At 74.1% G+C, this 21,239-nt stretch carries 16 protein-coding genes; 3 read left to right on the top strand and 13 right to left on the bottom strand.

Annotation, left to right across the window (positions count from 1 at the left end; genetic code table 11):
- Positions 1-132: 132 nt before the first annotated feature.
- The 7 genes from CLV70_RS25255 to CLV70_RS25225 all read right to left on the bottom strand — a co-directional run bounded on the left by CLV70_RS25255 (position 133) and on the right by CLV70_RS25225 (position 8,616).
- A complete protein-coding gene (locus tag CLV70_RS25255) occupies positions 133-939 on the bottom strand; it encodes a sporulation protein (RefSeq protein WP_106129094.1) in 807 nt (268 codons plus the stop codon).
- Positions 940-952: 13 nt separating this feature from the next.
- Positions 953-2,077 carry a CNNM domain-containing protein gene (locus CLV70_RS25250; RefSeq protein WP_106129093.1) on the bottom strand — a complete coding sequence of 375 codons (1,125 nt, stop codon included), beginning with the start codon at positions 2,075-2,077 and terminating at the stop codon, positions 953-955.
- Positions 2,078-2,138: 61 nt separating this feature from the next.
- Complete coding sequence (locus CLV70_RS25245) at positions 2,139-3,455, bottom strand: hemolysin family protein (RefSeq protein WP_106129092.1); 1,317 nt, start codon at positions 3,453-3,455, stop codon at positions 2,139-2,141.
- 142 nt (positions 3,456-3,597) lie between these two features.
- The gene (locus CLV70_RS25240; protein WP_106129091.1) at positions 3,598-5,166 is read right to left on the bottom strand and encodes a M28 family peptidase; all 1,569 of its coding nucleotides are present in this window, start codon (positions 5,164-5,166) and stop codon (positions 3,598-3,600) included.
- 44 nt (positions 5,167-5,210) lie between these two features.
- Positions 5,211-6,788, bottom strand: a complete 1,578-nt coding sequence (locus CLV70_RS25235) for a serine/threonine-protein kinase (RefSeq protein ID WP_245908448.1) — start codon at positions 6,786-6,788, stop codon at positions 5,211-5,213.
- Between the two features lie 77 nt (positions 6,789-6,865).
- On the bottom strand, positions 6,866-7,570 hold the full coding sequence (locus tag CLV70_RS25230) for a class F sortase (RefSeq protein WP_245908447.1): 705 nt from the start codon (positions 7,568-7,570) through the stop codon (positions 6,866-6,868).
- The gene (locus tag CLV70_RS25225; protein WP_245908446.1) at positions 7,567-8,616 is read right to left on the bottom strand and encodes a DUF4397 domain-containing protein; all 1,050 of its coding nucleotides are present in this window, start codon (positions 8,614-8,616) and stop codon (positions 7,567-7,569) included. Before CLV70_RS25225 ends, CLV70_RS25230 begins: the two co-directional genes overlap by 4 nt.
- 121 nt (positions 8,617-8,737) lie before the next feature.
- Here CLV70_RS25225 and CLV70_RS25220 point away from each other — a divergent pair, with 121 nt between their 5' ends.
- Complete coding sequence (locus tag CLV70_RS25220) at positions 8,738-13,288, top strand: ATP-dependent helicase (protein WP_106129088.1); 4,551 nt, start codon at positions 8,738-8,740, stop codon at positions 13,286-13,288.
- A gap of 546 nt (positions 13,289-13,834) precedes the next feature.
- Here CLV70_RS25220 and CLV70_RS25215 read toward each other — a convergent pair.
- A complete protein-coding gene (locus tag CLV70_RS25215; RefSeq protein WP_106129087.1) occupies positions 13,835-14,365 on the bottom strand; it encodes a GNAT family N-acetyltransferase in 531 nt (176 codons plus the stop codon).
- A gap of 105 nt (positions 14,366-14,470) precedes the next feature.
- On the bottom strand, positions 14,471-15,400 hold the full coding sequence (locus CLV70_RS25210) for an LLM class F420-dependent oxidoreductase (protein ID WP_106129086.1): 930 nt from the start codon (positions 15,398-15,400) through the stop codon (positions 14,471-14,473).
- An 81-nt stretch (positions 15,401-15,481) separates the two neighbouring features.
- On the opposite strand from CLV70_RS25210, the gene CLV70_RS25205 reads away from it, so the two are divergent.
- Entirely contained in the window at positions 15,482-16,267 is a 786-nt protein-coding gene (locus tag CLV70_RS25205) for an SAM hydrolase/SAM-dependent halogenase family protein (RefSeq protein WP_106129085.1), read from the top strand.
- A 43-nt stretch (positions 16,268-16,310) separates the two neighbouring features.
- Positions 16,311-17,096 (top strand): DNA-formamidopyrimidine glycosylase family protein, encoded by a 786-nt coding sequence (locus CLV70_RS25200; RefSeq protein WP_106129084.1) that lies wholly within the window; start codon positions 16,311-16,313, stop codon positions 17,094-17,096.
- 84 nt (positions 17,097-17,180) lie between these two features.
- Here the strand turns inward: CLV70_RS25200 and pspM are convergent, their stop codons facing one another.
- The 4 genes from pspM to CLV70_RS25180 form a co-directional block, all read right to left on the bottom strand.
- Positions 17,181-17,942, bottom strand: coding sequence for a phage shock envelope stress response protein PspM (pspM, locus tag CLV70_RS25195; protein ID WP_106129083.1), 762 nt, complete (start codon positions 17,940-17,942; stop codon positions 17,181-17,183).
- A 226-nt stretch (positions 17,943-18,168) separates the two neighbouring features.
- The gene (locus CLV70_RS25190; protein ID WP_106129082.1) at positions 18,169-19,023 is read right to left on the bottom strand and encodes a PspA/IM30 family protein; all 855 of its coding nucleotides are present in this window, start codon (positions 19,021-19,023) and stop codon (positions 18,169-18,171) included.
- Between the two features lie 601 nt (positions 19,024-19,624).
- Positions 19,625-20,233 carry a helix-turn-helix domain-containing protein gene (locus CLV70_RS25185; protein ID WP_106129081.1) on the bottom strand — a complete coding sequence of 203 codons (609 nt, stop codon included), beginning with the start codon at positions 20,231-20,233 and terminating at the stop codon, positions 19,625-19,627.
- Positions 20,234-20,478: 245 nt separating this feature from the next.
- Positions 20,479-20,967: a CinA family protein gene (locus CLV70_RS25180; protein ID WP_106129260.1), complete on the bottom strand. Its 489-nt coding sequence runs from the start codon at positions 20,965-20,967 to the stop codon at positions 20,479-20,481.
- Positions 20,968-21,239 lie beyond the last annotated feature (272 nt).

Below are 21,239 nucleotides of genomic sequence, written 5' to 3'. Positions count from 1 at the left end.
CCGGGACGAGGGACGGATAGGGCGGCCAGCCAAGGCCGAGAAGCAGCGCCAGAACCGCCGGCCAAACGCGCGGAACGCCTCAGAACGCACGCCCGCGCCAAGCCGCCACCACCAGCAGCCCGGCTCGCGGGATCACTGGGCGTGCATCCCTCCCCCCGGCCCCGGGAACTCCCCCGCACCCGCGGGCATTGCCTCCCGGACGGCCCGGAGTACCTCGGCCGCCCAGTCCTTCGACGCCGCTTCCAGGTGGTTTACCCGGAGGCGGGCGTACCGGTCCTCGGCTCGGTGCAGGAGGCCTCCGTGTTTTTCCAGTTCCAGGATTACCTCCACTCCCTCCGGGTCGGCCAGGAAGGTGAGTTCCAGGTCGTCCATCGCTTGTTTCCACTCGGGTGGTGGGTCGAATTCAATTTCCTGGTAGAAGGGGAGGTCTTGGCGTACGCCGAAGATTGCTCCTCGTTCTACGTCGGCGTGGCGGAAGTGGAAGCCGAGGCGGGTCAGGGCGTCGAGCACCACCTCCTGGGCCGGGAGGGGGTGCACCGTCAGCGCGTCGGCGTCGTCGGTGTCTACTCCCTGTTCGACCGTCAGTTCTGTGCGGAGGCCCAGGGACATTCCGGCCAGCTTTTTGCCGTACGCGAAGGTCAGTGGGGTCTCCCAGGGCAGCGTGATGGCGAACGGGATGTCCTGGCGCTCGCCTGCCGCGAGGGTGAAGCCCGCGGCGACCCACGCCCGGTGGAATTCGACGAGGGCGTCGCCGTCCTCGGCCTCGACGCGGGTGACCAGGCCGACCGCCAGGGTTTCGACCTCCACGTCGTAGTCGCCGCCGGTGAGGCGGACCGCGCCGAGGAGTTCGCCGCCCGGGTAGGCCTCCGGGGTTGCCAGGGCCGTGTCGACGACCGGGCCTCCCACGCCGAAAGCGCGCAGCACCTTCTCGAAGACCATCGTCGGACCCCTCTCAGCGCATGCGCCTGCCCACCGGTACGGGATCAGTCTCGTCGTCGAACTCGCCGATGACCTGCTCCAACAGGTCTTCGAGGGCCACGAAGCCCACTCTTTCCCCGCGACGGGTGACCATCGCCAGCTGGGCGCGGGCGGCGCGCATGGCGGTGACGGCGTCGGTGACCGCCACGTTCGACTCGACCACGAACGGCGGGTCCATGAGGTCCTCGGCGGTCGCCGAGGCGCCGGCCGTGGTCGTCCGGACCGCCTCTCGGACGTGCACCACACCCACCACGACATCCGCGGCACCCGAGGAAGCGGACGGAGCCCGGGAAGGAGACGACGGAGAAGCCGCGGAAGCGGGCCGGGAGGAAGGCGCGAGCACCGCCAGCCGGGACCGGCCGCTGCGCATCGAGGCTTCCTCCACCTCCAGCGCCGAGGAGTCCGGGCGGACCGTCACGAGCTGGTCGTCCGGGATCAGGAGGTCGCCGACCTTCATCTGCTGGAGTTGCAGCATGCTCGTCAGCAGTTCCGTCTGTTCCGCGCCGATCAGGCCTTCCGCTCGCGAGCGTTCCAGCAGGATGTTCATCTCCTCCGGGCCGTGCGCCTGGGCGAGCTGGTCCTGCGGGTGCACGCCGAACGGTTTCAGGGCGAGGTTCGCCAGGCCGTTCAGGGCCAGCAGCGCCGGGCGGGCGAGCCGGACGAAGGCGCGGAACGGCAGGGCGAGCAGGGTGGCCGAGCGTTCCGGGTCGGTGATCGCCCAGGACTTGGGCATCATCTCGCCGAGGACGAGGTGCAGGAACGTCACCACGATCAGGGCGATGACGAGGGCGATGACGGTGCTCGGCACGTCGGGGAGGCCCGCGGCGTGCAGCAGCGGGTGCAGCAGGTGCTCGATCGCCGGCTCGGCGAGGGCGCCCAGGCCCAGCGAGCACAGGGTGATGCCGAGCTGGGCGCCGGCGAGCATCACCGACAGTTCGCGGCTGCCGTCGAGGGCCGCGCGGGCCGCCCGGCTGCCCTCGGTGGCGGCGTGTTCGAGGCGGTAGCGCTTGCTGGCCACGAGGGCGAACTCCGCCGCGACGAAGAAGCCGTTGCCGGCCAGCAGCACGAACGAGAAGACAACAGCCCAGGTCGTGCTCATCGAGTCACCCCCGGGTGAATGACAACCACCGGCGCGGACAGGAAAGCGAGCGAGGCGGGGATCATCCGGCCACCTCCGAGCCGACCGGCGCGGAGAGGCGTACGGATCCGGGCACGTGCCGGTCGACCGTCAGCACCGCGAGCGCCGCCCCCGAATCCAGCGAGAACGCGTCGCCGACCTGTGGCACCCGGCCGAGATGCGACATCACCAGGCCGGAGATCGTGTCGTAGCCGGCGCCTTCCGGGAGGGCGACGCCGGTCGCGTCGGTGACCTCGTCGATGCGCCAGCGGGCCGGGACGATCCAGGAGCCGTCCTCCTGCCGGGCCGGGGCCGGTTCCGGGAGGTCGTCCTCGTCGCGGATCGGGCCGACCAGTTCCTCGGCGATGTCCTCGAGGGTGATGATGCCCGCGAAGCCGCCGTACTCGTCGACGACGCAGGCGAGCTGGCGGTGGCCGGCGCGGAGGCGGTCGAGGACCGTGGGCAGGCGCAGCGAGGCGGGGACGAACAGCGGCGGGGTGGCGATCGCCGAGATCGGCACGGTGGCCCGGTCGGGCGGGGGCACGGCGAGGATGTCCGCGATGCCCACCACGCCGACGATCTCGTCCACGCCCGTACCCGATCGGACCGGGAAGCGGGACCGGCCGGTGTCCAGGAGGGTGACGACCTGCGCGGCCGGGTCGGAGGCCTGCACGGTGTGCACGTCGACGCGCGGCACCATGACCTCGGAGGCCGTCCGCCGGCGGAAGTCCAGCCCCCGGTCGAGCAGCGCCGACAGCTCGGGATCGAGGTGCCCCTCGGCGCGCGACTCCGCGATGATCTGCTCGAGATCCTCCTCGGTGGCGCCTTCGGGCAGCTCCTCGATCGGCTCGATGCCGACCCGGCGCAGCAGGCGCTCCGCGGCGCGGTCGAAGAGCTTGATGACCGGGCCGAAGACGGTGAGATACATCAGCGTGGACCGGCCGAGGGCCTTCGCGACCGTCTCGGCGCGGGCGATGGCGAGGTTCTTGGGCGCCAGCTCGCCGAGGACCATCTGGACCACGGTCGCGATCACGAGGGCCAGCACCAGGGAGGCCGGCAGGCTGACCGCCTCGGGGATCCCCGCGACCCCGAGCAGGTCGGCCAGGCCGGCGCCGAGGAACGGCTCCGCGATGTAGCCGACGATCAGGGCGGTGACGGTGATGCCGAGCTGGGCGCCGGAGAGCACGAACGAGAGGCGCTCGGTGACGGTGAGGGCACGCCCGGCGGCCTTGTCGCCGCTCTCCGCCTCCTGGCGCAGGCGGCCGCGGTCCACCGCGACGTAGCCGAATTCCTGGGCGACGAAGTAGCCGGTCACGGCCGTCACCACGACGACGAGCAGGAGGCCCACCAGGATCAACATGGCGGGGCCGGGGATGCGAAAGGCCGGGCCGAGCCCGGCCTGATACTGCCGATCATCCGCAAAACGGTAGCAGCGCCCGCTGGAGATCCGCTGAAAGAACCCCGGGAGGGGTGCGGGTCACACCCCGCCCGGGGCCCGGGCGTCAGGACTGCGTGATCACGACGTCGTCGACGGCCGCCTCGACGAGGCTGGCCGTGCCGGTGTCCGCCGCCTCGACCTGCAGGCGGATGGTTTGCCCGGCGTACGCGGACAGGCTCACGGTCGCCTTCTGCCAGGCGGCCGCCCGGTTGGCCGCCGACCCGGCCTGGCTGAACACCGTGGTGGCGGTGCTGCCGGAGATCACCTGGACCCGGAAGTAGTCGCCGCTCGTGGCGTTGTTGAGGTGCGCGAGGTACCACGAGAACGACAGCGAGGATCCGCCGCTCGGCAGCGTGATGGCCGGCGACCGGACCGTGGTGGTGCCGCCGTCGACGTCGTTCGCGCCGGCACTGGCCCCGGCTGCCGCGCCGGTCACCAGGTCGTTGCTGCCGCTGACCGTGCTGCCCAGCTGGGTGGCCACGCCGGACGAGGTGGCGGCGGGGTCTCCGCGCTCCCAGGCTCCGGCGGTGGCGGTGTCCGTACCGGCGGGGTCGGTGGTCCAGCCGGTGGCCGTCTCGAAGTCGTCGGCGTAGACGGAGGGCCCGGGGTCGGGGGTGCCGGCGGCCAGCGTCCAGACCGCGTACGCGATCGCGTCCGAGTTCCGGTCCAGCGCCGTGTCGTCGATGTTGGTGACCGTGTCGCAGGCCCGGTGGTAGCAGGCGTCGAACGCGGCCTGGGTGCCGCCCCAGAGCTGGACCTGCGCGGCGGTCTTGCGGCCCTCGGCGCCGGTGAAGATGCCGCCCGCGGGGATGCCGGCCGCGATGAACGGGCCGTAGTCGCTGCGGCCGTCGAAGTCGGTGCCCCGGGTCGGTACGCCGATGGACGTGAAGTACGCCTCCAGCGTGTCCTCGATCTCGGCGGAGCCGGCGGGGCCGGGACCCGAGCCGGTGCCGTCGGAGTTGTCGCCGTCGTAGAGGAAGTAGCCGGGGTTCGGCGAGCCGACCATGTCGAAGTTCAGGTAGCCGGTGATCGCCGCCTTCTGCGCCGCGCTGAGCGAGTTCACGTACGCCGTCGAGCCGCGCAGCCCCTGCTCCTCGGCGCCCCACCAGCCGAACCGCAGGTGCCGGTCGGGCTGGAAGCCGCTGCGGGCCACGGCGAGCGCGACCTCGAGGTTCGCCGCCGAGCCGCTGCCGTTGTCGTTGATGCCGGGCCCGGCGGTGACGCTGTCGAGGTGCGCGCCGACCATCAGCGTGTCGCTGGTGTCGCCGCCCGGCCAGTCCGCGATGAGGTTGTAGCCGGTCGCTCCGCCGTACGTGAAGGACTGCTGCTGGGTCTGGAAGCCGGCGGCGTCGAGCAGGCCCTTGACGTAGGTCACCGAGGCCAGGAAGCCGGGGCGGCCGTGCGCGCGGTTGCCGCCGTTGGCCGTGGCGATCGACTGCAGCTGGGAGAGGTGGTTCTTCACGTTGGCGAGCGGGATGTCCGGCGCGGCGACGGCGGCGGCCTGCGCCGGTGCCGCGGCCGCGACGGTGAGCAGCAGGGCCGTCGCGCCGATCAGGGGTAGTGCTCTCAAGGGAGTCCTCCGCGGGCTCGGGGTCGCCGTCGCCGAGGGTGTGGCGGCGGCCACGCCGAGCATTACAGAGAAGCGCGTCTATGGCTCATATCGACTCGGCCATATTTCTACGCGTCGGTCGCGAAGGTGCTGACGATCATGCCCCAGGTGGCGAAGTTGGCCGGCCAGTCCAGGTCGCGGGTCATCAGGCCGAACGCGTACGCCTTGCCGCCGGAGGCGATCCATCTCGTCATCGCGTGCATGCGCTCGCCGGCCGGGCCGTCGAACGCGTACTCCCAGTCGGCCGCGCGGGTGACCGCCGGGACCTTCCTGATCGCGTACTGCTGATAGGCGGGCAGGCCACCCGCCGCCCGGAGCCGGGCCGCCTCGTCCTGGCAGGCCGTGACCGGGTCGCCCACGGCGCGGCGCTCGGGGTCGATGCTGAGCACCCGCAGGTTGCGGGGATCGCGGAAGCAGAGCGTCGTGCCGACCCTTTCGTACGTCCATCCGTCCGGCACCGCGATGTGGAAATCGTCCTGGCTGAAGTAGGACCAGCCGCGGTAGAGCGCCCACCCGTCGCGCAGCCGGGCCGCGCCGGGCTGCGGCGTGCGGGGCAGCACGGCGGACGGCCGGCCGAGGCAGCCGGCCGGGCTGAAGCCACCGCCGCTCCCGCCCGTTCCGGAGGACGGGGCGGCGCTGCCCATGGCGACCGGCGCGGACGCCCGGTCGCCGTCGAGGGCGCTGAGGCCGGCGGCGACCGCGCCCAACCCGAGCAGCGCGGCGGCGACCACACCGGCGACGACCAGCCGGGCGCGGGGCACGGGAGGGAAGTTCTCGGTGGACTTCCGCGGCGCCGGGATGACCGGGTGCCGCTCCGCGACCGCGATCACGACCTGCCGCTGCGCGCCCGCGATCACGGCCCGCAGCCGCTCGGCCGCCTCCGCCGCGGTGAGGCGCTCGGCCGGCTCCCGCCGCAGCAGGCCCAGCAGCACCGGGGCCAGCGGGCCGGCCAGCTCGGGCGGATCCGGCTCGTCGGTGGCCAGCGCCATCAGGGTCGCCATGGCGTTCTCCCGGGCAAACGGCGCGCGGCCCTCGACAGCCGCGTACAGGGTCGCCCCGAACGACCACAGGTCCGACTCGACGGTGGAGGCGCCGTCCCGGGCGCGCTCCGGCGAGACGTACTGCGGGGAGCCGACGACCAGGCCGGGACCGGTCACCGAGCCGTCGTCGACGAACGTGGCCAGGCCGAAGTCGGTGAGCACCACCCGGCCGCCGGCCCCGATCAGCACGTTGTGCGGCTTGATGTCGCGGTGCAGCACCCCGGCGCGGTGCGCGGCGGTGATCGCCTCCAGCACGTCGAGGCCGATCCGGGCGGCCTCCGCCGGCGGGTACGGCCCCTCCTCGGCGATCACCTCGTGCAGCGAGCGCGACGGCACGTACTCCATCACGATCCACGGCAGGTCCCCGGCGTGCACCACGTCGTAGATCTTGACCACGTGCGGGTGGTCGATCCGGGCCGCGCTCCGCGCCTCGCGCAGCGTCCGGGTGCGCAGCCGGGCCTGTTCGTCGTCGGTCATCCAGTCCGGCGGGACGAACTCCTTCACCGCGACGTCCCGGTCGAGCATCTCGTCGCGGGCCAGCCACACCCGTCCCATGCCGCCGGTGCCGACCGGCTCGTGCAGCCGGTACCGACTGGCGATGATCATCCGCCTGACCGCCATCCGCACCGCCTCATCGCCTCGTCGTCACGATAGTCGCCCTGCTCAGGGGCCGCATACCACGATCACCCGGCCACCGCGTAGACCACCAGGTTGTCCCGGTAGGACCGCAGGCTCCGGTCGAACACCCCGCCGCAGGTGATGAGCCGCAGCTGCGGGTCGGGGGTGGGGCCGTACACACGGGCGGTGGGGAACGCCTTCTTCGGGTACCAGGCCGTCGAGGTGACGGTGAAGGTGATCCTCCGGCCGCCGCGGGTCACCTCGATCCGGTCGCCGGCGCCGAGCTCGCGCAGCCGGTAGAACACCGCCGGGCCGCTGCGGGAGTCGACGTGACCGGCGAGGACCGCGGGGCCGACGTCGCCGGGTGCGGTGCCGTCCGCGTACCAGCCGGCCCGGTCGTCGCCCTCCGGCGGCACGAGTTCGCCGCCGGCGCCGAGATGGAGCTTCTCCAGCGCGGTGTCGATGCCCGCGGCCGCGACCCGCAGGCGGGTCGGCGGGCCGTCGAGGGCGGGCCGAGCGGTCCCGAACGGGTCCGTCTTCGCTTCCGCTTCCGGCCGATCCGACGGTACGGCCGCAGCAGGCGCGACCAGCACACCGGACGCGACCGGCGCGACGGTCCCGCCCCGCGGGGCGGCTCCCGCCCGTGACCCGCCCGGCCCGCCCGGTTCCGCCGTGGCCCGCGGCTCGTGGGTCATCAGGTAACCGGCCGCGACCACGAGCCCGGTCACCACGGCCACCGCGACGGGCAGCAGGGCGCGCCGCGCCGTCATCCGGCCTTCCGCGCTGCGCCGCCTCGCCCGGGGCGGCCCGGTGCCGGCGTCCGGCCCCCGCGACCCGCCACTGCGGGGCGCCGCCTGACGAGGGCCACCGCACCGCCGGCCAGCACCGCCGCCCCGGCGCCGAGCAGCACCGCCGCCGCCAGCGGACGCTCCGGAACGCCTCCCCCGCCACTCGCGCCCCTTGTTACGCCGCCGCCCATGACACCGCCGCCACTTGTAACGCCGCCACCCACGACACCGCCGCCACTTGTAACGCCGCTGCTAATGCCACCGCCGCCGCCACTTTTTGCGCCGCCGCCACTTTTTGCGCCGCTGCTCATGCCACCGCCGCCGGTGGCCACGCCGCCCTTCGGCACACCGCCCTGCCGTGCCGCGTCGATGTGCAGCTCCGGCCTGAGGCCGCCGCCCTTGTCGTCCAGCACGAGCAGGGAGTAGACGTTGCCCGCCCCGAGCGTGCAGGGCAGGTCGCTGGTCTCGCCGCCGCCGCTGGGCCGCACCCGCACGGTCCACCTGCCGGGGCTCACCTGCCGGTACGCCGTGGTGGTGGCGAAGGCGACGCCGTCCGCGATGCTCCGGCCGTTGGCGCCGCCGACGTCGAGCACGGGTGCGCGTACGGAAGCCTGAATGATCCTGATCTTGGATTCGTCCGCGGCCGGGAGCCGGAGGTCGTCCTTGAGCACCCGCAGTCCCAGGTCGGCGTAACGGCCCACGCCCGCGACCGTGTACGCCGCGCCGTCGTCGACCGTGACCTGCGTGGTGAGCACCGGCGGCGTGCTCGCGGCGGCGCCCGCCCTGCGCATGGCCACCGAGTACGCGCCGGTGGGCAGCCGCAGGTAACCGGACATGGCACCGTACGCGACACCGTTGAATTTCTGGTCCTTGACCGCGCCGTTCGCGCTCTTGAGGTAGACGTCGACCGCCGGGGTGTCCGGCGAGAGGTGCGCGAGACGGACGTATCCGGCGCCCGCGCCCCGGGCCGGCGTCGCGGGCAGGATCAATGCGGCCAGCACGGCGAGCGCGGCGGCGATGCGGGTCACGGGGCCTCCAGTGGTCGGTCGAACCTCGGTGGCAGGCATCAATGTGCCGTACGTCACCAGATCCGCACCATGGTCCGTCCGGTCCGGCCTCTCCGCATTTTTGTCATACCCGCGGGGCACCATGGTGAGCGTGCAAGACGTGCTGGAGCAGTTCGGCCTGGCCACCAGGGAGTGGTTCAAGGCCGCCTTCGCCGCGCCCACGGCCGCCCAGGCCGGCGCGTGGCGGGCCATCGGGGCCGGGCGCAACGCGCTCGTGGTCGCCCCGACCGGCTCCGGCAAGACGCTCGCGGCGTTCCTCTGGTCCCTCGACCGGCTGGCCCATGAGGCGGCGCCCGCCGACCCCAAGCGCCGCTGCCGGGTCCTCTACATCAGCCCGCTCAAGGCGCTCGCGGTCGACGTCGAGCGCAACCTGCGGGCCCCGCTCACCGGCATCCGCCAGGCCTCGGGCCGGCTCGGAGTGCCGCCGCCGGACATCACCGTCGGCATGCGCACCGGCGACACGCCGGCCGACGAGCGGCGGAGCTTCGCGCGGACCCCGCCGGACATCCTCATCACCACCCCCGAGTCGCTGTTCCTGCTGCTGACCTCCGCCGCCCGGGAATCGCTGCGCGGCGTCGAGACGGTGATCATCGACGAGGTGCACGCGGTCGCCGCCACCAAGCGCGGCGCGCACCTGGCGCTGTCGCTGGAGCGGCTCGACGGCCTGCTGGCCCGGCCCGCGCAGCGCGTCGGCCTGTCGGCGACCGTGCGACCGATCGAGGACACCGCCCGCTTCCTCGGCGGCGGCCACGACGTCGAGATCGTCCAGCCCCGCAGCGCCAAGACCATCGAGGTCTCGGTGCAGGTGCCGGTCGAGGACATGACCCGCCTCGACGAGGTGCCCGACACCGACGCGGACGACCCCGGCGCCGGGCGGCACTCGCCGTCGATCTGGCCGGCCGTCGAGGAGCGCGTGCTCGACCTCATCCAGGAGCACCGCTCGACCATCGTGTTCACCAATTCCCGGCGCGGTGCCGAGCGGCTCTGCGCCCGGATCAACGAGCTCGCCCTGGAACGCGCCGGCGGCGAGCCGGCCACCGCGACCCACCCGCCGGCGCAGGTCATGGCGCAGTCCGGCGAGGCCGGCGGCGCCCCGCCGGTGATCGCCCGCGCGCACCACGGCAGCGTGTCCCGCGAGGAACGTAAGCAGATCGAGGAGGCGCTCAAGTCGGGGCAGCTGCCCGCGGTGGTCGCCACCTCCAGCCTCGAGCTCGGCATCGACATGGGCGCCGTCGACCTGGTGGTGCAGATCGAGGCGCCGCCCTCGGTCTCCGCCGGGCTGCAGCGCATCGGCCGCGCCGGCCACCAGGTCGGCGCGATCTCCCGCGGTGTCGTCTTCCCGAAGCACCGCGGCGACCTGGTCTCCTGCGCGGTCGTCGCCGAGCGCATGGGCGAGGGCGCCATCGAGGAGCTGCGCTACCTGCGCAACCCGCTCGACGTGCTCGCCCAGCAGGTCGTCGCGATGGTGGCGCTCGACGAATGGCACCTCGACGACCTCGCCGCGCTGGTCCGCCGCGCCGCGCCCTATGCCGAGCTGCCCGATTCCGCCCTGCACGCCGTGCTGGACATGCTCTCCGGGCGCTACCCGTCCACCGCGTTCGCCGAGCTGCGCCCCCGGCTGGTGTGGGACCGGACGACCGGCACGCTCACCGGCCGTCCCGGCGCCCAGCGGCTCGCCGTCACCAGCGGCGGCACCATCCCCGACCGCGGCATGTTCGGCGTCTTCCTGGCCGGCTCCGAGCGCGCGTCCCGCGTCGGCGAGCTCGACGAGGAGATGGTCTACGAGTCCCGGGTCGGCGACGTGTTCCTGCTGGGTTCGACGTCGTGGCGCATCGAGGACATCACCCCCGACCGCGTCCTGGTCTCGCCGGCGCCCGGCGCGCCCGCGCGCATGCCGTTCTGGAAGGGCGACGCCCTGGGGCGCCCGGTCGAGCTGGGCCGGGCCATCGGCGCCCGGCTGCGGGGCCTCACCCGGGCCGGCGACGACACCGCCGTCTCCTCGCTGCGCGACTCCGGCCTCGACGAGTGGGCCGCGAACAACCTCGTCGCCTATCTGCGCGAGCAGCGCGAGGCGACCCGCAACCTGCCGGACGACCGGACGGTCGTGGTCGAGCGCTTCCGCGACGAGCTGGGCGACTGGCGGATGACCGTGCACTGCGTCCTCGGGGCCCGGGTCAACGCGCCCTGGGCCCTCGCCATCGCCCGCCGCCTCACCGAGCGCTACGGCGTCGACGGCCAGGTCATGCCGTCCGACGACGGCATCGTGGTGCGCCTGCCCGACACCGCCGAGGAGCCGCCGGGTGCCGAGCTGGTCGCCTTCGACCCCGAGGAGATCACCCAGCTCGTCGAGGAGTCGGTCGGCACCTCCGCGCTGTTCGCCTCCCGCTTCCGCGAGTGCGCCGCCCGGTCGCTCCTGCTGCCCCGCCGCGACCCGCGCCGCCGGCAGCCGCTCTGGCAGCAGCGCCAGCGCTCGGCCCAGCTCCTCGACGTGGCGCGCGAGTTCGCCGACTTCCCGGTGACGCTGGAGGCGGCCCGCGAGTGCCTCCAGGACGTCTTCGACGTGCCCGGCCTCGTCGGCCTGATGCGCGAGATCGCGGGCCGCAAGGTGCGCCTGGTGGAGGCCGAGACGCCGCGCCCGTCGCCGTTCGCCCGCTCGCTGCTCTTCGGGTACGTCGGCGCGTTCCTCTACGAGGGCGACGCGCCCCTGGCCGAGCGCCGGGCCGCCGCGCTGGCCCTCGACTCCACCCTGCTCGGCGAGCTGCTCGGCCGCGTCGACCTGCGCGAGCTGCTGGATCCGGTGGTGGTCACCGAGAGCGAGAGCCAGCTGCAGTGGCTGACCACGCAGCGCACCCCGCGCGACGCCGAGGACGCGGCCGAGATGCTGCGCCTGCTCGGCGACCTGTCCCCGGCCGAGCTGACCGCCCGCTCGGTCGACCTCGCCTGGCTCGACCAGCTCGCCGCGTTCCGGCGCGCCATCCGGGTGCGCATCGCGGGCGAGGAGCGCTGGATCGGCGTCGAGGACGCGGGCCGCTACCGCGACGCGCTCGGCGTGGCGCTGCCGGTCGGCGTCGCGGAGGCGTACCTCGAACCCGTCGCCGACCCGCTCGGCGACCTCGTCGCCCGTTATGCCCGCACCCACGGCCCGTTCGCGGCGGCCACCTGCGCGGCCCGCTTCGGCCTCGGCGTCTTCGTCGTCGAGCAGGCCCTCAAGCGGCTCAGCGCCACCGGCCGGGTGGTCGCCGGCGAGTTCTCCCCGGGCGGCGCCGGCTCCGAGTGGTGCGACGCCGAGGTGCTGCGGCTGCTCCGCCGCCGGTCCCTGGCCGCGCTCCGCCGCGAGATCGAGCCGGTGGCCCCGCGCGTGCTGGCCGCGTTCCTGCCCCGCTGGCACCAGATCGGCGGCAACTCCCGGGGCGTCGACGCGCTGGCCGCCTCCCTCGAGCAGCTCCAGGGCATCGCGGCGCCCGCCTCCGCGTGGGAGCGCCTGATCCTGCCCGCCCGCGTCGCCGACTACGCGCCCCCGCAGCTCGACGAGCTCTGCGCCGGCGGCGACGTGCTCTGGGCCGGCTCCGGCAGCATCCCCGGCGGCGACGGCTGGGTCACCCTGGCCTACGCGGACAGCGCCCCGCTGCTGCTTCCGCCGCCGGACGACGACCTGGCGACGACCCCGCTGCACCGGGCGATCCTCGACGCCCTCGGCGACGGGCAGGCGCTGTTCTTCCGCTCCCTCTCCGACCGGGTGGGCTCCACCGACGACACCGCCCTGGCCGCGGCGGTGTGGGACCTCGTCTGGGCCGGCCGGCTCACCAACGACACCCTGGCGCCGCTGCGGGCCCTCCTCGGCGGCAGCGGCGCCCACCGCGCCAAGGCCGCACCGGCCCGCACCCGCTACCGCCGCCCGGGACGCCCCACCATGCCCTCCCGCAGCGGCCCCCCGGTGATGGCGGGCCGCTGGTCCCGCCTCCCCGACCGCGACCTCGACCCCACCCGCCGCGCCGCCGCCCTCGCCGACCTCCTCCTCGAACGCCACGGCGTGGTCACCCGCGGCGCCGTCATGGCCGAGGGCGTCACGGGCGGCTTCGCGGCCGTCTACCCCGTCCTCGGCGCCCTGGAGGAACGCGGCGCCGCCCGCCGCGGCTACTTCGTCGAGGGCCTCGGGGCGGCCCAGTTCGCGGTCCCCGGCGCGGTCGACCGCCTCCGGGCCCTCTCCGAGCCGGCCGAGCTCGCCAAGCGCACCGGCACCACGGCCGTGGTCCTGGCCGCCACCGACCCGGCCAACCCGTACGGCGCCGCCCTCCCCTGGCCCGACCGCGTCGTCGACAGCGGCAACGGCGAAACCACCCCGGCCGCCGGCCACCGAGCGGGCCGCAAGGCGGGAGCCCTGGTGGTCCTCGTCGCCGGCGACCTCATCCTCTACGTGGAACGCGGCGGCCGCACCCTCCTCTCCTTCACCGACGACCCCGAATCCCTCCTGGCAGCAGGCCAGGCCCTGGCGGCCTCGGTCCGCTCCGGAGCCCTCGGCGCCATGTCGGTGGAACGAGCAGACGGCGAATCGGTGCACTCCTCCCCCCTCCGCGACGCCCTGACGACGGCGGGCTTCCGCGCCACACCCCGCGGTCTGCGCCTGCGCGGCTGACGACCGCCCCTCGGGGTGGCGGCCCTCGGCTCGCCAGCCTCGGCGTGGCGGCGCCTCCCTCGCGCGCCTCAGCGGGGCGGCCGCTCACGCGGTCGTTTCCGCTGGCCGCCCGCTGCCGCACCGCCCCCGCCCTTAGCCGTGCCGCCGCACCGCTCGCAGCCGCACCGCCCGCAGCCCCCGCCCTTAGCCGTGCCGCCGCCGTGCCACTCGCCACCGCCCGCAGCCGCACCGCCGCAGCCGCACCGCCGCAGCCGCACCGCCGCAGCCGCACCGCCGCAGCCGCACCGCCGCAGCCCGCAGCCGCCCACCGCACCACACCGCCACCGCCCGGAGCCGTGCCGCCCGCAGCCGCCCGCAGCCGTGCCGCCCGCCGCCGCACCGCCCGGCATGCCGCCCGCCGCGCCGCCGCACCGCCATGCCGCCGTTGCCGCCCGCACCGCCGCCGTTGCCGCCCGCACCGCCGCCGTTGCCGCCCGCCGCGCCGGCGGCGACTCGCCGCTCGCCGCCTGCCTGGCCGCGGTTCTCCGTGCCTCTACGCCGCCTGCCTCACGCCTGCCCCCGGCCATCCCAGCGCAGCGTGTACATCCAGTCGAGCCCGTCCTCACCCGGCTCGTCGAGCTCCTCCGACCGGCTCAGCCCCGCGCGCGACGCGACCCTCTGCGACGCGACGTTTCCCGGGCGTACCCGGGCCAGGATCGGCCATTCCGGCAGGCGCTCGCCTGCCCAGCTCACCACCGCCGTAGCCGCCTCGGTGCCCAGGCCGCTGCCCCAGACCGCGGGGTCCAGGCGGTAGAACAGGTTGAGGACTTCGCGATCGCGGAACCGCACGAACTTGAGGCCGCAGAAGCCGGCCGTCGCCGCGGCGTCGTCGCGTCCCGCCACCACCCAGTAACCGAAGCCGTGCCGGCGCCAGTGGTCGTCCCAGCGGGTGTAGACGGTCTTGGCGTCCGTACGGGTGGCGAGCAGGTCCGATGGGTTGTGGTGGCAGGCGTCCGGGTTGTGGTGGAGCTCGTAGATCGCGTCGATGTCGCTCGGGACCGGTCGGCGCAAAGTCAGCCGTGCGGTGACAATCTCCACGGTTGGTGACTTTACGATCTACCCCGTCATCTCCACCAACCCCGACATACCGGCCCCGGCCAGGTTGAGTATCCGGACGGGACCGGTATGAGCAGGAACTGCTGGTCAGCTGAGTTGCGGTGCGACCGCCTCGGCCACCAGCTCGACGTGGGCGAGGTCACTGAGATCGAGCGTCTGCAGGTACAGGCGGGTGGCGCCGGCTTCGGCGTACCGGCCGAGGATGTCGACGGCCTGGTCCGGGGTGCCGACGACCCCGCCGTTGCCGCGCATCTCGTCGACGTCGCGGCCGATCGCCGCGGCACGCCGGGCCACCTCGGCGTCGTCGCGGCCCACGCAGAGGACCGCCGCCGCGGAGAGGGCCGGGGGCGTCTCGCGGCCGGCCTCCCGGGCCGCGTCCCGGACCCGGTCGTACATGGCCGGCAGGTCCTCGAGCTTGGCGAACGGGGCGTTGAACTCGTCCGCGTACCGGGCCGCCAGCGCCGGGGTGCGCTTCTTGCCGCCGCCGCCGACGATGATCGGCGGCCGGGGCGACTGCTGCGGCTTCGGCAGCGCCGGCGAGTCGACGATCTGGTAGTGCTTGCCGTCGAAGCTGTACTTGTCGCCCTGCGGGGTGGTCCACAGCCCGGTGACGATCTCCAGTTGCTCCTCGAGCCGGTCGAAGCGCTCGCCGAGCGGCGGGAACGGGATGCCGTAGCCGGTGTGCTCGGCCTCGAACCAGCCTCCGCCGAGGCCCAGCTCGATCCGGCCGCCGCTCATCGCGTCGACCTGGGCCACGCTGATCGCCAGCGGTCCGGGGAGCCGGAACGTGGCCGAGGTGACCAGGGTGCCGAGCCGGAGGCGGGAGGTCTGCACGGCGAGGCCGGCCAGGGTGACCCAAGCGTCGGTGGGGCCGGGCAGCCCGTCGCCGCCCATCGCGTGGTAGTGGTCGGAGCGGAAGAAGCCGTCGTACCCGGCCTCCTCGGCGAGCCGGGCCACCCGGAGCAGGTCCGCGTAGGAGGCACCCTGCTGGGGTTCGGTGAAGATGACGAGGCGCATGGATCAACCCTGCCAGACCCGGCGACGCGCCCGTGGGACGTGCCGCACACAGAGCGTGCCGGGGCAGTAACCTAACTCCCCATGGGCACCTATGGATGGATCAGCCTCACCACCGACTACGGCACGTTCGACGGTTTTGTCGCCGCCTGCCACGGGGTGATCGCGCGCGTTGCTCCCGCCGTACGTGTCATCGACGTCACCCACCACGTGCCGCCGGCCGACGTCGCCCGCGGTGCCGCCGTCCTGGCGCAGACGGCGCCGCATCTGCCGTCGTCGGTGCACGTCGCCGTGGTCGACCCGGGTGTCGGCACCGAGCGGCGCGGCATCGCCGTCGGGACGCCCAACGGCGTGCTCGTCGGGCCGGACAACGGCCTGCTCGTGTGGGCGGCCGAGGCGCTCGGCGGCCTCGACACCGTGGTCGAACTCACCAACCAGGACTGGTTCCTGGGCGACGTGTCGCGCACGTTCCACGGCCGGGACGTCTTCTCGCCGGTGGCGGCCCGCATCGCGCTCGGCGCGCCCCTGTCCGACGCCGGCCCGGCCATCGACCCGAAGTCGGTGGTACGCCTCCCCGACCCCGTCGTGGCGGTCGGCGACGGCTGGATCGAGGCCGAGGTGGTCACGGTCGACCGGTTCGGCAACGTGCAGCTCGCGGCCGGCGGCGCCATGCTCAGCGGCCTCGGCCCGGAACTCGTCGTGGGCGGCGTCAAGGCCCGCCGCGCCCAGACGTTCGGCGACGCGGGCCCGGGAGAGCTGATCGTGTACGAGGACTCCGCCGGCCGCGTGGCGATCGCCGTCAACGGTGGCCGCGCGGTCGTGGTCCTGTCCGTACGCCCCGGCGACCTCCTGCGGGTGTCGGAGCGGTAGAGGTCCCGCGGTTGGCCTGGTCCGCTGGGGGCAGGATGGAGGCATGCCCGAGGGTGACACCGTCTGGAACACCGCCCGCGTCCTCGAACGCGCCCTCGCCGGCGACGTCCTCACCGGCTCCGACTTCCGGGTGCCCCGGTTCGCCACCACCGACCTGGCCGGCTGGACGGTCGCCGAGTCGGCCAGCCGCGGCAAGCACCTGCTGCTCCGGCTGACCCGCGACGACCGCGCCATGACCCTGCACTCGCATCTGCGCATGGACGGCGCCTGGCGCGCGTACACCCCGGGCGAACGCTGGGCGGGCCGCCCGGCCCACCTCATCCGGGTGGTCCTGCGCACGAAGCGATCGGTGGCCGTCGGCTACCACCTCCACGAGGTGACGCTCGTCCCCACCGCCGACGAGAGCTCCCTCGTCGGCCACCTCGGCCCGGACCTGCTGGGCGACGACTGGGACCCGGCGGAGGCCGTCCGCCGCATCGCGGCCACACCCACGGCCAGCATCGCCGAGGCCCTCCTCGACCAGCGCAACCTCGCCGGCGTCGGCAACCTCTACAAGGCGGAAACCCTGTTCCTGCGCGGCCTGTGGCCGTGGATCCCGGTCGCGGACGTGCCGGACCTGGCCGGAACCGTCACCCTCGCCCAGAAACTCGTGGCGTCCAACCGCGGCCGCTGGACGCAGACGACAACGGGCTCACTGCGCAGAGGCCAGACCAGCTACGTGTACGGCCGCAGAGCACAACCCTGCCGCCGCTGCGGAGCCGCCATCCAGAAGGCGGACCAGGACGACCGGGTCACCTACTGGTGTCCCCGCTGCCAGCCCAAACCCTGACCCGCTCCGGCGCGGGCTGGCCGGCGCTCGCCGCAGCGCTTCCTGCCGGCGCCGGTCAGGCCGTCAGGGCTCAATGGTCCCGGCTCAGGCGGCCGGGGTCGACGGGCGTTTCAGCTCGGACAACCCCTCGGCCATCCCGCGCAGCCGGTCCGTCGCGTCGATGAGGCTGGTCAGGGCCGGGTGCTGGCCGCTGACCGGGTGCCCGTCCTCGGCCACATAGCTCGCCGCCGCCGCGACCAGGCGCTCGTACGCCGACACGCCTTCGGTGAACTGCTTGGCGAGGCTGTCGTGCGACTGCTCCAGCGTGGCGCGCCGGTCGGGCTGGGTCAGGGGGATGGCCCGCTCGACGCTGGCGACGCGCTGGCCGAGGTCGCGGAGCCACTGCTCGGCCACCGCCGCCTCCAGCACGGCGCCCTCGCCGGGGCCGGTCAGCCGCCCCGTGAGCCCGGTGAGGGTGGTCGAGGCGCGGTCGAGCCGGTCCCAGGCCTGGGCGACGGCGGAGCCGCGGACGGCGTACCGGTTGCGCTGGCGGCGTACCTCCTCGATCACCTGGCGGCCGGCCGGGAAGCGTTCGACCGCGGCGACCAGGCGCTGGCCCGGGAGGGCGGGCGGTGGTGCCGGCGGGGCGGGGATGGCGGCCAGCTCGCGGTGGTCGCTCCACCGCCACCACGCGAGGGCGACGGACGCTCCGGCCGAGGCGGCCCAGACAGCATCGGCAACCCCGATACCCGCGTACGGCGTCAGCACAGCGGTCGCCGCGGTGAGCCCACCCCCGATGACACTCCACCGCCGCGCCGAGCCGCGCAGGCGCTTGAGCCGCCGGAAGTACCTGGTCCTCTCGTCCACCGTCCGCTCCCCTCGTCCGATCACGCGAACCGGCTCCGGCCGCAACCCGGCCCGAACCACCGTCCGCCGCGTCGCCGTCCGGGCCGTGACCGAACCGTCCGCCGCATCACCCGGCCCGGCCGTGACCGAACCGTCCGCCGCATCACCCGGCCCGGCCGTGACCGAACCGTCCGCCGCATCACCCGGCCCGGCGGTGGGACCGGGCCGGAGCGCCGCTGGTCGCGGTTCAGCCTGCCGCTGTGGTGTCTCCGCGCTTGCTGTTCATGCTGGCCCGGATCTCGTCGAGCCGGGCGACCGAGGCCGGGTCGGCCGCGGGGGCCTGCTCGACCGCCGGCTGGGCGGGGGCGCTGCCGAGCTTCTCGCCGGCCATGCTGGCCCGGATCTGCTCGAGGCGCGACGAGCCCGCCAGATCGAGGCTCGACTTCTGAACCTCGAGCATGCGGCCCTCGACCGAGTTGGAGGCGAGCTCCGCGCGGCCCATGGCGTTCGCGTACCGCTGCTCGATCTTGTCGCGGACCTCGTCCAGCGACGGCGTGTTGCCCGGCGCGGCGAGTGACGACATCGACTCGAGCGACTTGGCGACGGTCTCCTGCATCTTGGCCTGCTCGAGCTGGCTGAGCAGCCGCGAACGCTCGGCGATGCGCTGCTGGAGCACCATCGCGTTGTTCTCGACGGCCTTGCGGGCCTGTCCCGCGGCTCCGAGCGCCTGGTCGTGGAGGGTCTTCAGGTCCTCCATCGACTGCTCGCCCGAGACGAGCTGGGTGGCGAGCGTCTGCGCGGTCGACTCGTACTTCTGGGCCTCGGCCTCGTCGCCGCCGGCCCGGGCGCGGTCGGCCAGGACGAGCGCCTGCCGGGCCATGCCCTGGAGCTTCTCGACCTCGGACATCTGCCGCGACAGCTTCATCTCGAGCTGCCGCTGGTTGCCGATCACGGCCGCGGCCTGCTGCACAAGGGCCTGGTGCTGCCGCTGGGCGTCCTCGATGGCCTGCTGGATCTGCACCTTCGGGTCCGCGTACTCGTCGATTTTGGCGCCGAAGAGCGCCATCATGTAACGCCAGCCCTTGACGAACGGGTTCGCCATATCCGCGGTATCCCCTCAATGTCGCTGCATCGGACGCGCCACCGACGCGGGCCCGAGGGGTCTTCACGATGGCGCGGGGTCCATCGTGTCAGCTCTTCGCCACCGGCGTCACGTGACCTCGGGGGGATCTCAGGGTGAACTGGGGGATCCCCCACGTCGAGGCTACGCGCCGATCGGCTTTCCGGCGACGCCACAGCGCTCACGCCCGCCGACCGTCCCGGCAGGCCGGCGGACCGGGAGCAGCCGAGCACGCCGGGGAAGGCCGCGCCAGGACCAGGCGAAGGCCGCCAAGACCAAGCGAAAGCCGCCAGGACCAGACGAACGCCCAGAACAAGTGAAAGCCGCTAGGACGGACGAAGACGCCCACGAGGGCCGAATGCCCCCGATGGGAACGCCCGCAGCGAATCGACGTCGCGCCAGGCCCACGTCGCGCCAGGCCCACGTCGCGCCAGGCCCACCAGGACGCGAGAGCCCGCGCCGAACCCGCCAGGACGCGAAAACCCGCAGCCGGCCACGGGCAGCCCACATCGAGGAGCTGCCCCGGCCCGCTACGGGTACGGAGCCGGCCCACCCCCGCCCCCGGAGGAAAGCCGGCCGACGATCAGGCGGCGTACACCACGTCGCGGTCGCGCTTGCGGCGGGTGCGGAGGGTGGCCTTGAGCGGTGTGTCCTGGCGGACCGAGACCGACACGGTGCCGTCGGTCGTCACCTGCTGGGCCATCTTCGCGCCGGCCGGCGCAGGCTGGCCTATCTTGCCCGTGGTGGCGGGCTGAGCGATCGCGCCCGCGGTGGCGGGCTGCGCGATCACGGTCGAAGGCTGAGCGATCTTCCCGGCGCCGGACGCACGCTGGGCGATCTTCCCGGCGGCGGACGCCATCTTCGCGGCCGCGGCGGCCTTGACGGGCGTCTCCGCGGCATTCGAGCCGGTCGACTGGGTGGGCGCGGTCTCCACGGGGACCAGCACGCCGTCCATGCCCTCCGCGAGCGCGAGCGTGTCGCTCACCTCGCCGAGCACCTCGGACAGGCGGGCGCCCAGGGCCTCGCAGATCGCGGCGAGCAGCTCGCTCGACGCTTCCTTCTGGCCACGTTCGATCTCGGAGAGATACCCCAGGCTGACGTTGGCGGCGGTCGACACCTCACGCAGCGTGCGGTGCTGTCCCTGCCGACGCGCCCGAAGTGCGTCACCGATAACCCGGCGTAGCAGGACCATGGCACCTCCTCCTGCGGCGGGGCCGCCGGCAGCCGCCGGAGGCTTCCCGCAACCGTACCCGCTGCGGGCCACACCGACATCCCGCCCCGCCGAATTCCGGGACGCCCGGGAACCACCGCTGCCCGCGGGCCTGTCACGGCGATCGCCGCGTATCCGGAACGCCGTTCCCCCACCGGATGTTCCCCCGCCACGGTTCGCCCAGCTCACGCACCGGCGAAGCGGCTCACGCATCCGGAACGCCACCCTCAGCCGACCCCGGAACCACGCAGCTCATCGACGAGGAGGGCAAGTGCGGCCACCATCGTCTCGTGTCGGATATCCTCCCGCGACCCGGCGAGTTTGAGCTCCTGCACGATGGTCCGCGCGGGCCCCGCCACCGCCACGAACACCATCCCGACCGGCTTGCCGTCCTGCGGCTCGGGCCCGGCGACCCCCGTGGTGGCAAGCCCCCAGTCGGCCCCGCACCGACTCCGGACACCCTCCGCGAGCGACTTGGCCACATCGGGATCGACCGGCCCCCGCTCCGAAAGCAGATCCTCCGGTACGCCGGCAAGCGAGTGCTTCAGATCGGTCGCATACACGACCATCCCGCCCCGGAACACCGAACTGACCCCCGGAATCTCCACGACCGTAGCCGCCAGCAACCCCCCGGTCAGCGACTCCGCCACCGCCAACGTCTCCCGCCGTTCCACCAGCGCATGCACAGCGGCCGCCGCGGCAACCCCGGTATCCATATCCCCCACTCCCCCCATCCGTCCGAACGCCCACCCCGCGAGCGGCGCCCGGAGACCCCGCCCATATGCCCGCAAAATCCGCCCCTACTCGACCCAGCTCCCCACCGAGACCAGCCGCGGCACGAGTTCCCCGAAAGCGCCGCCACCGAGAGCACGCGCCGGAAACAGCGCGGCAGGCCTGAAAGGGCACGACGCGACGGTGCGACGAAGGCGCGGCGCGGTGCGGCACGGCGCGGCACGGTGCGACGCGGCGCGGCGCGGCGCGGCACGGC

Origin of the sequence: Pseudosporangium ferrugineum (assembly GCF_003002065.1) — a bacterium.
GTDB lineage: Bacteria > Actinomycetota > Actinomycetes > Mycobacteriales > Micromonosporaceae > Actinoplanes > Actinoplanes ferrugineus_A.
This window is presented reverse-complemented; position numbering and strand designations above follow the sequence as displayed.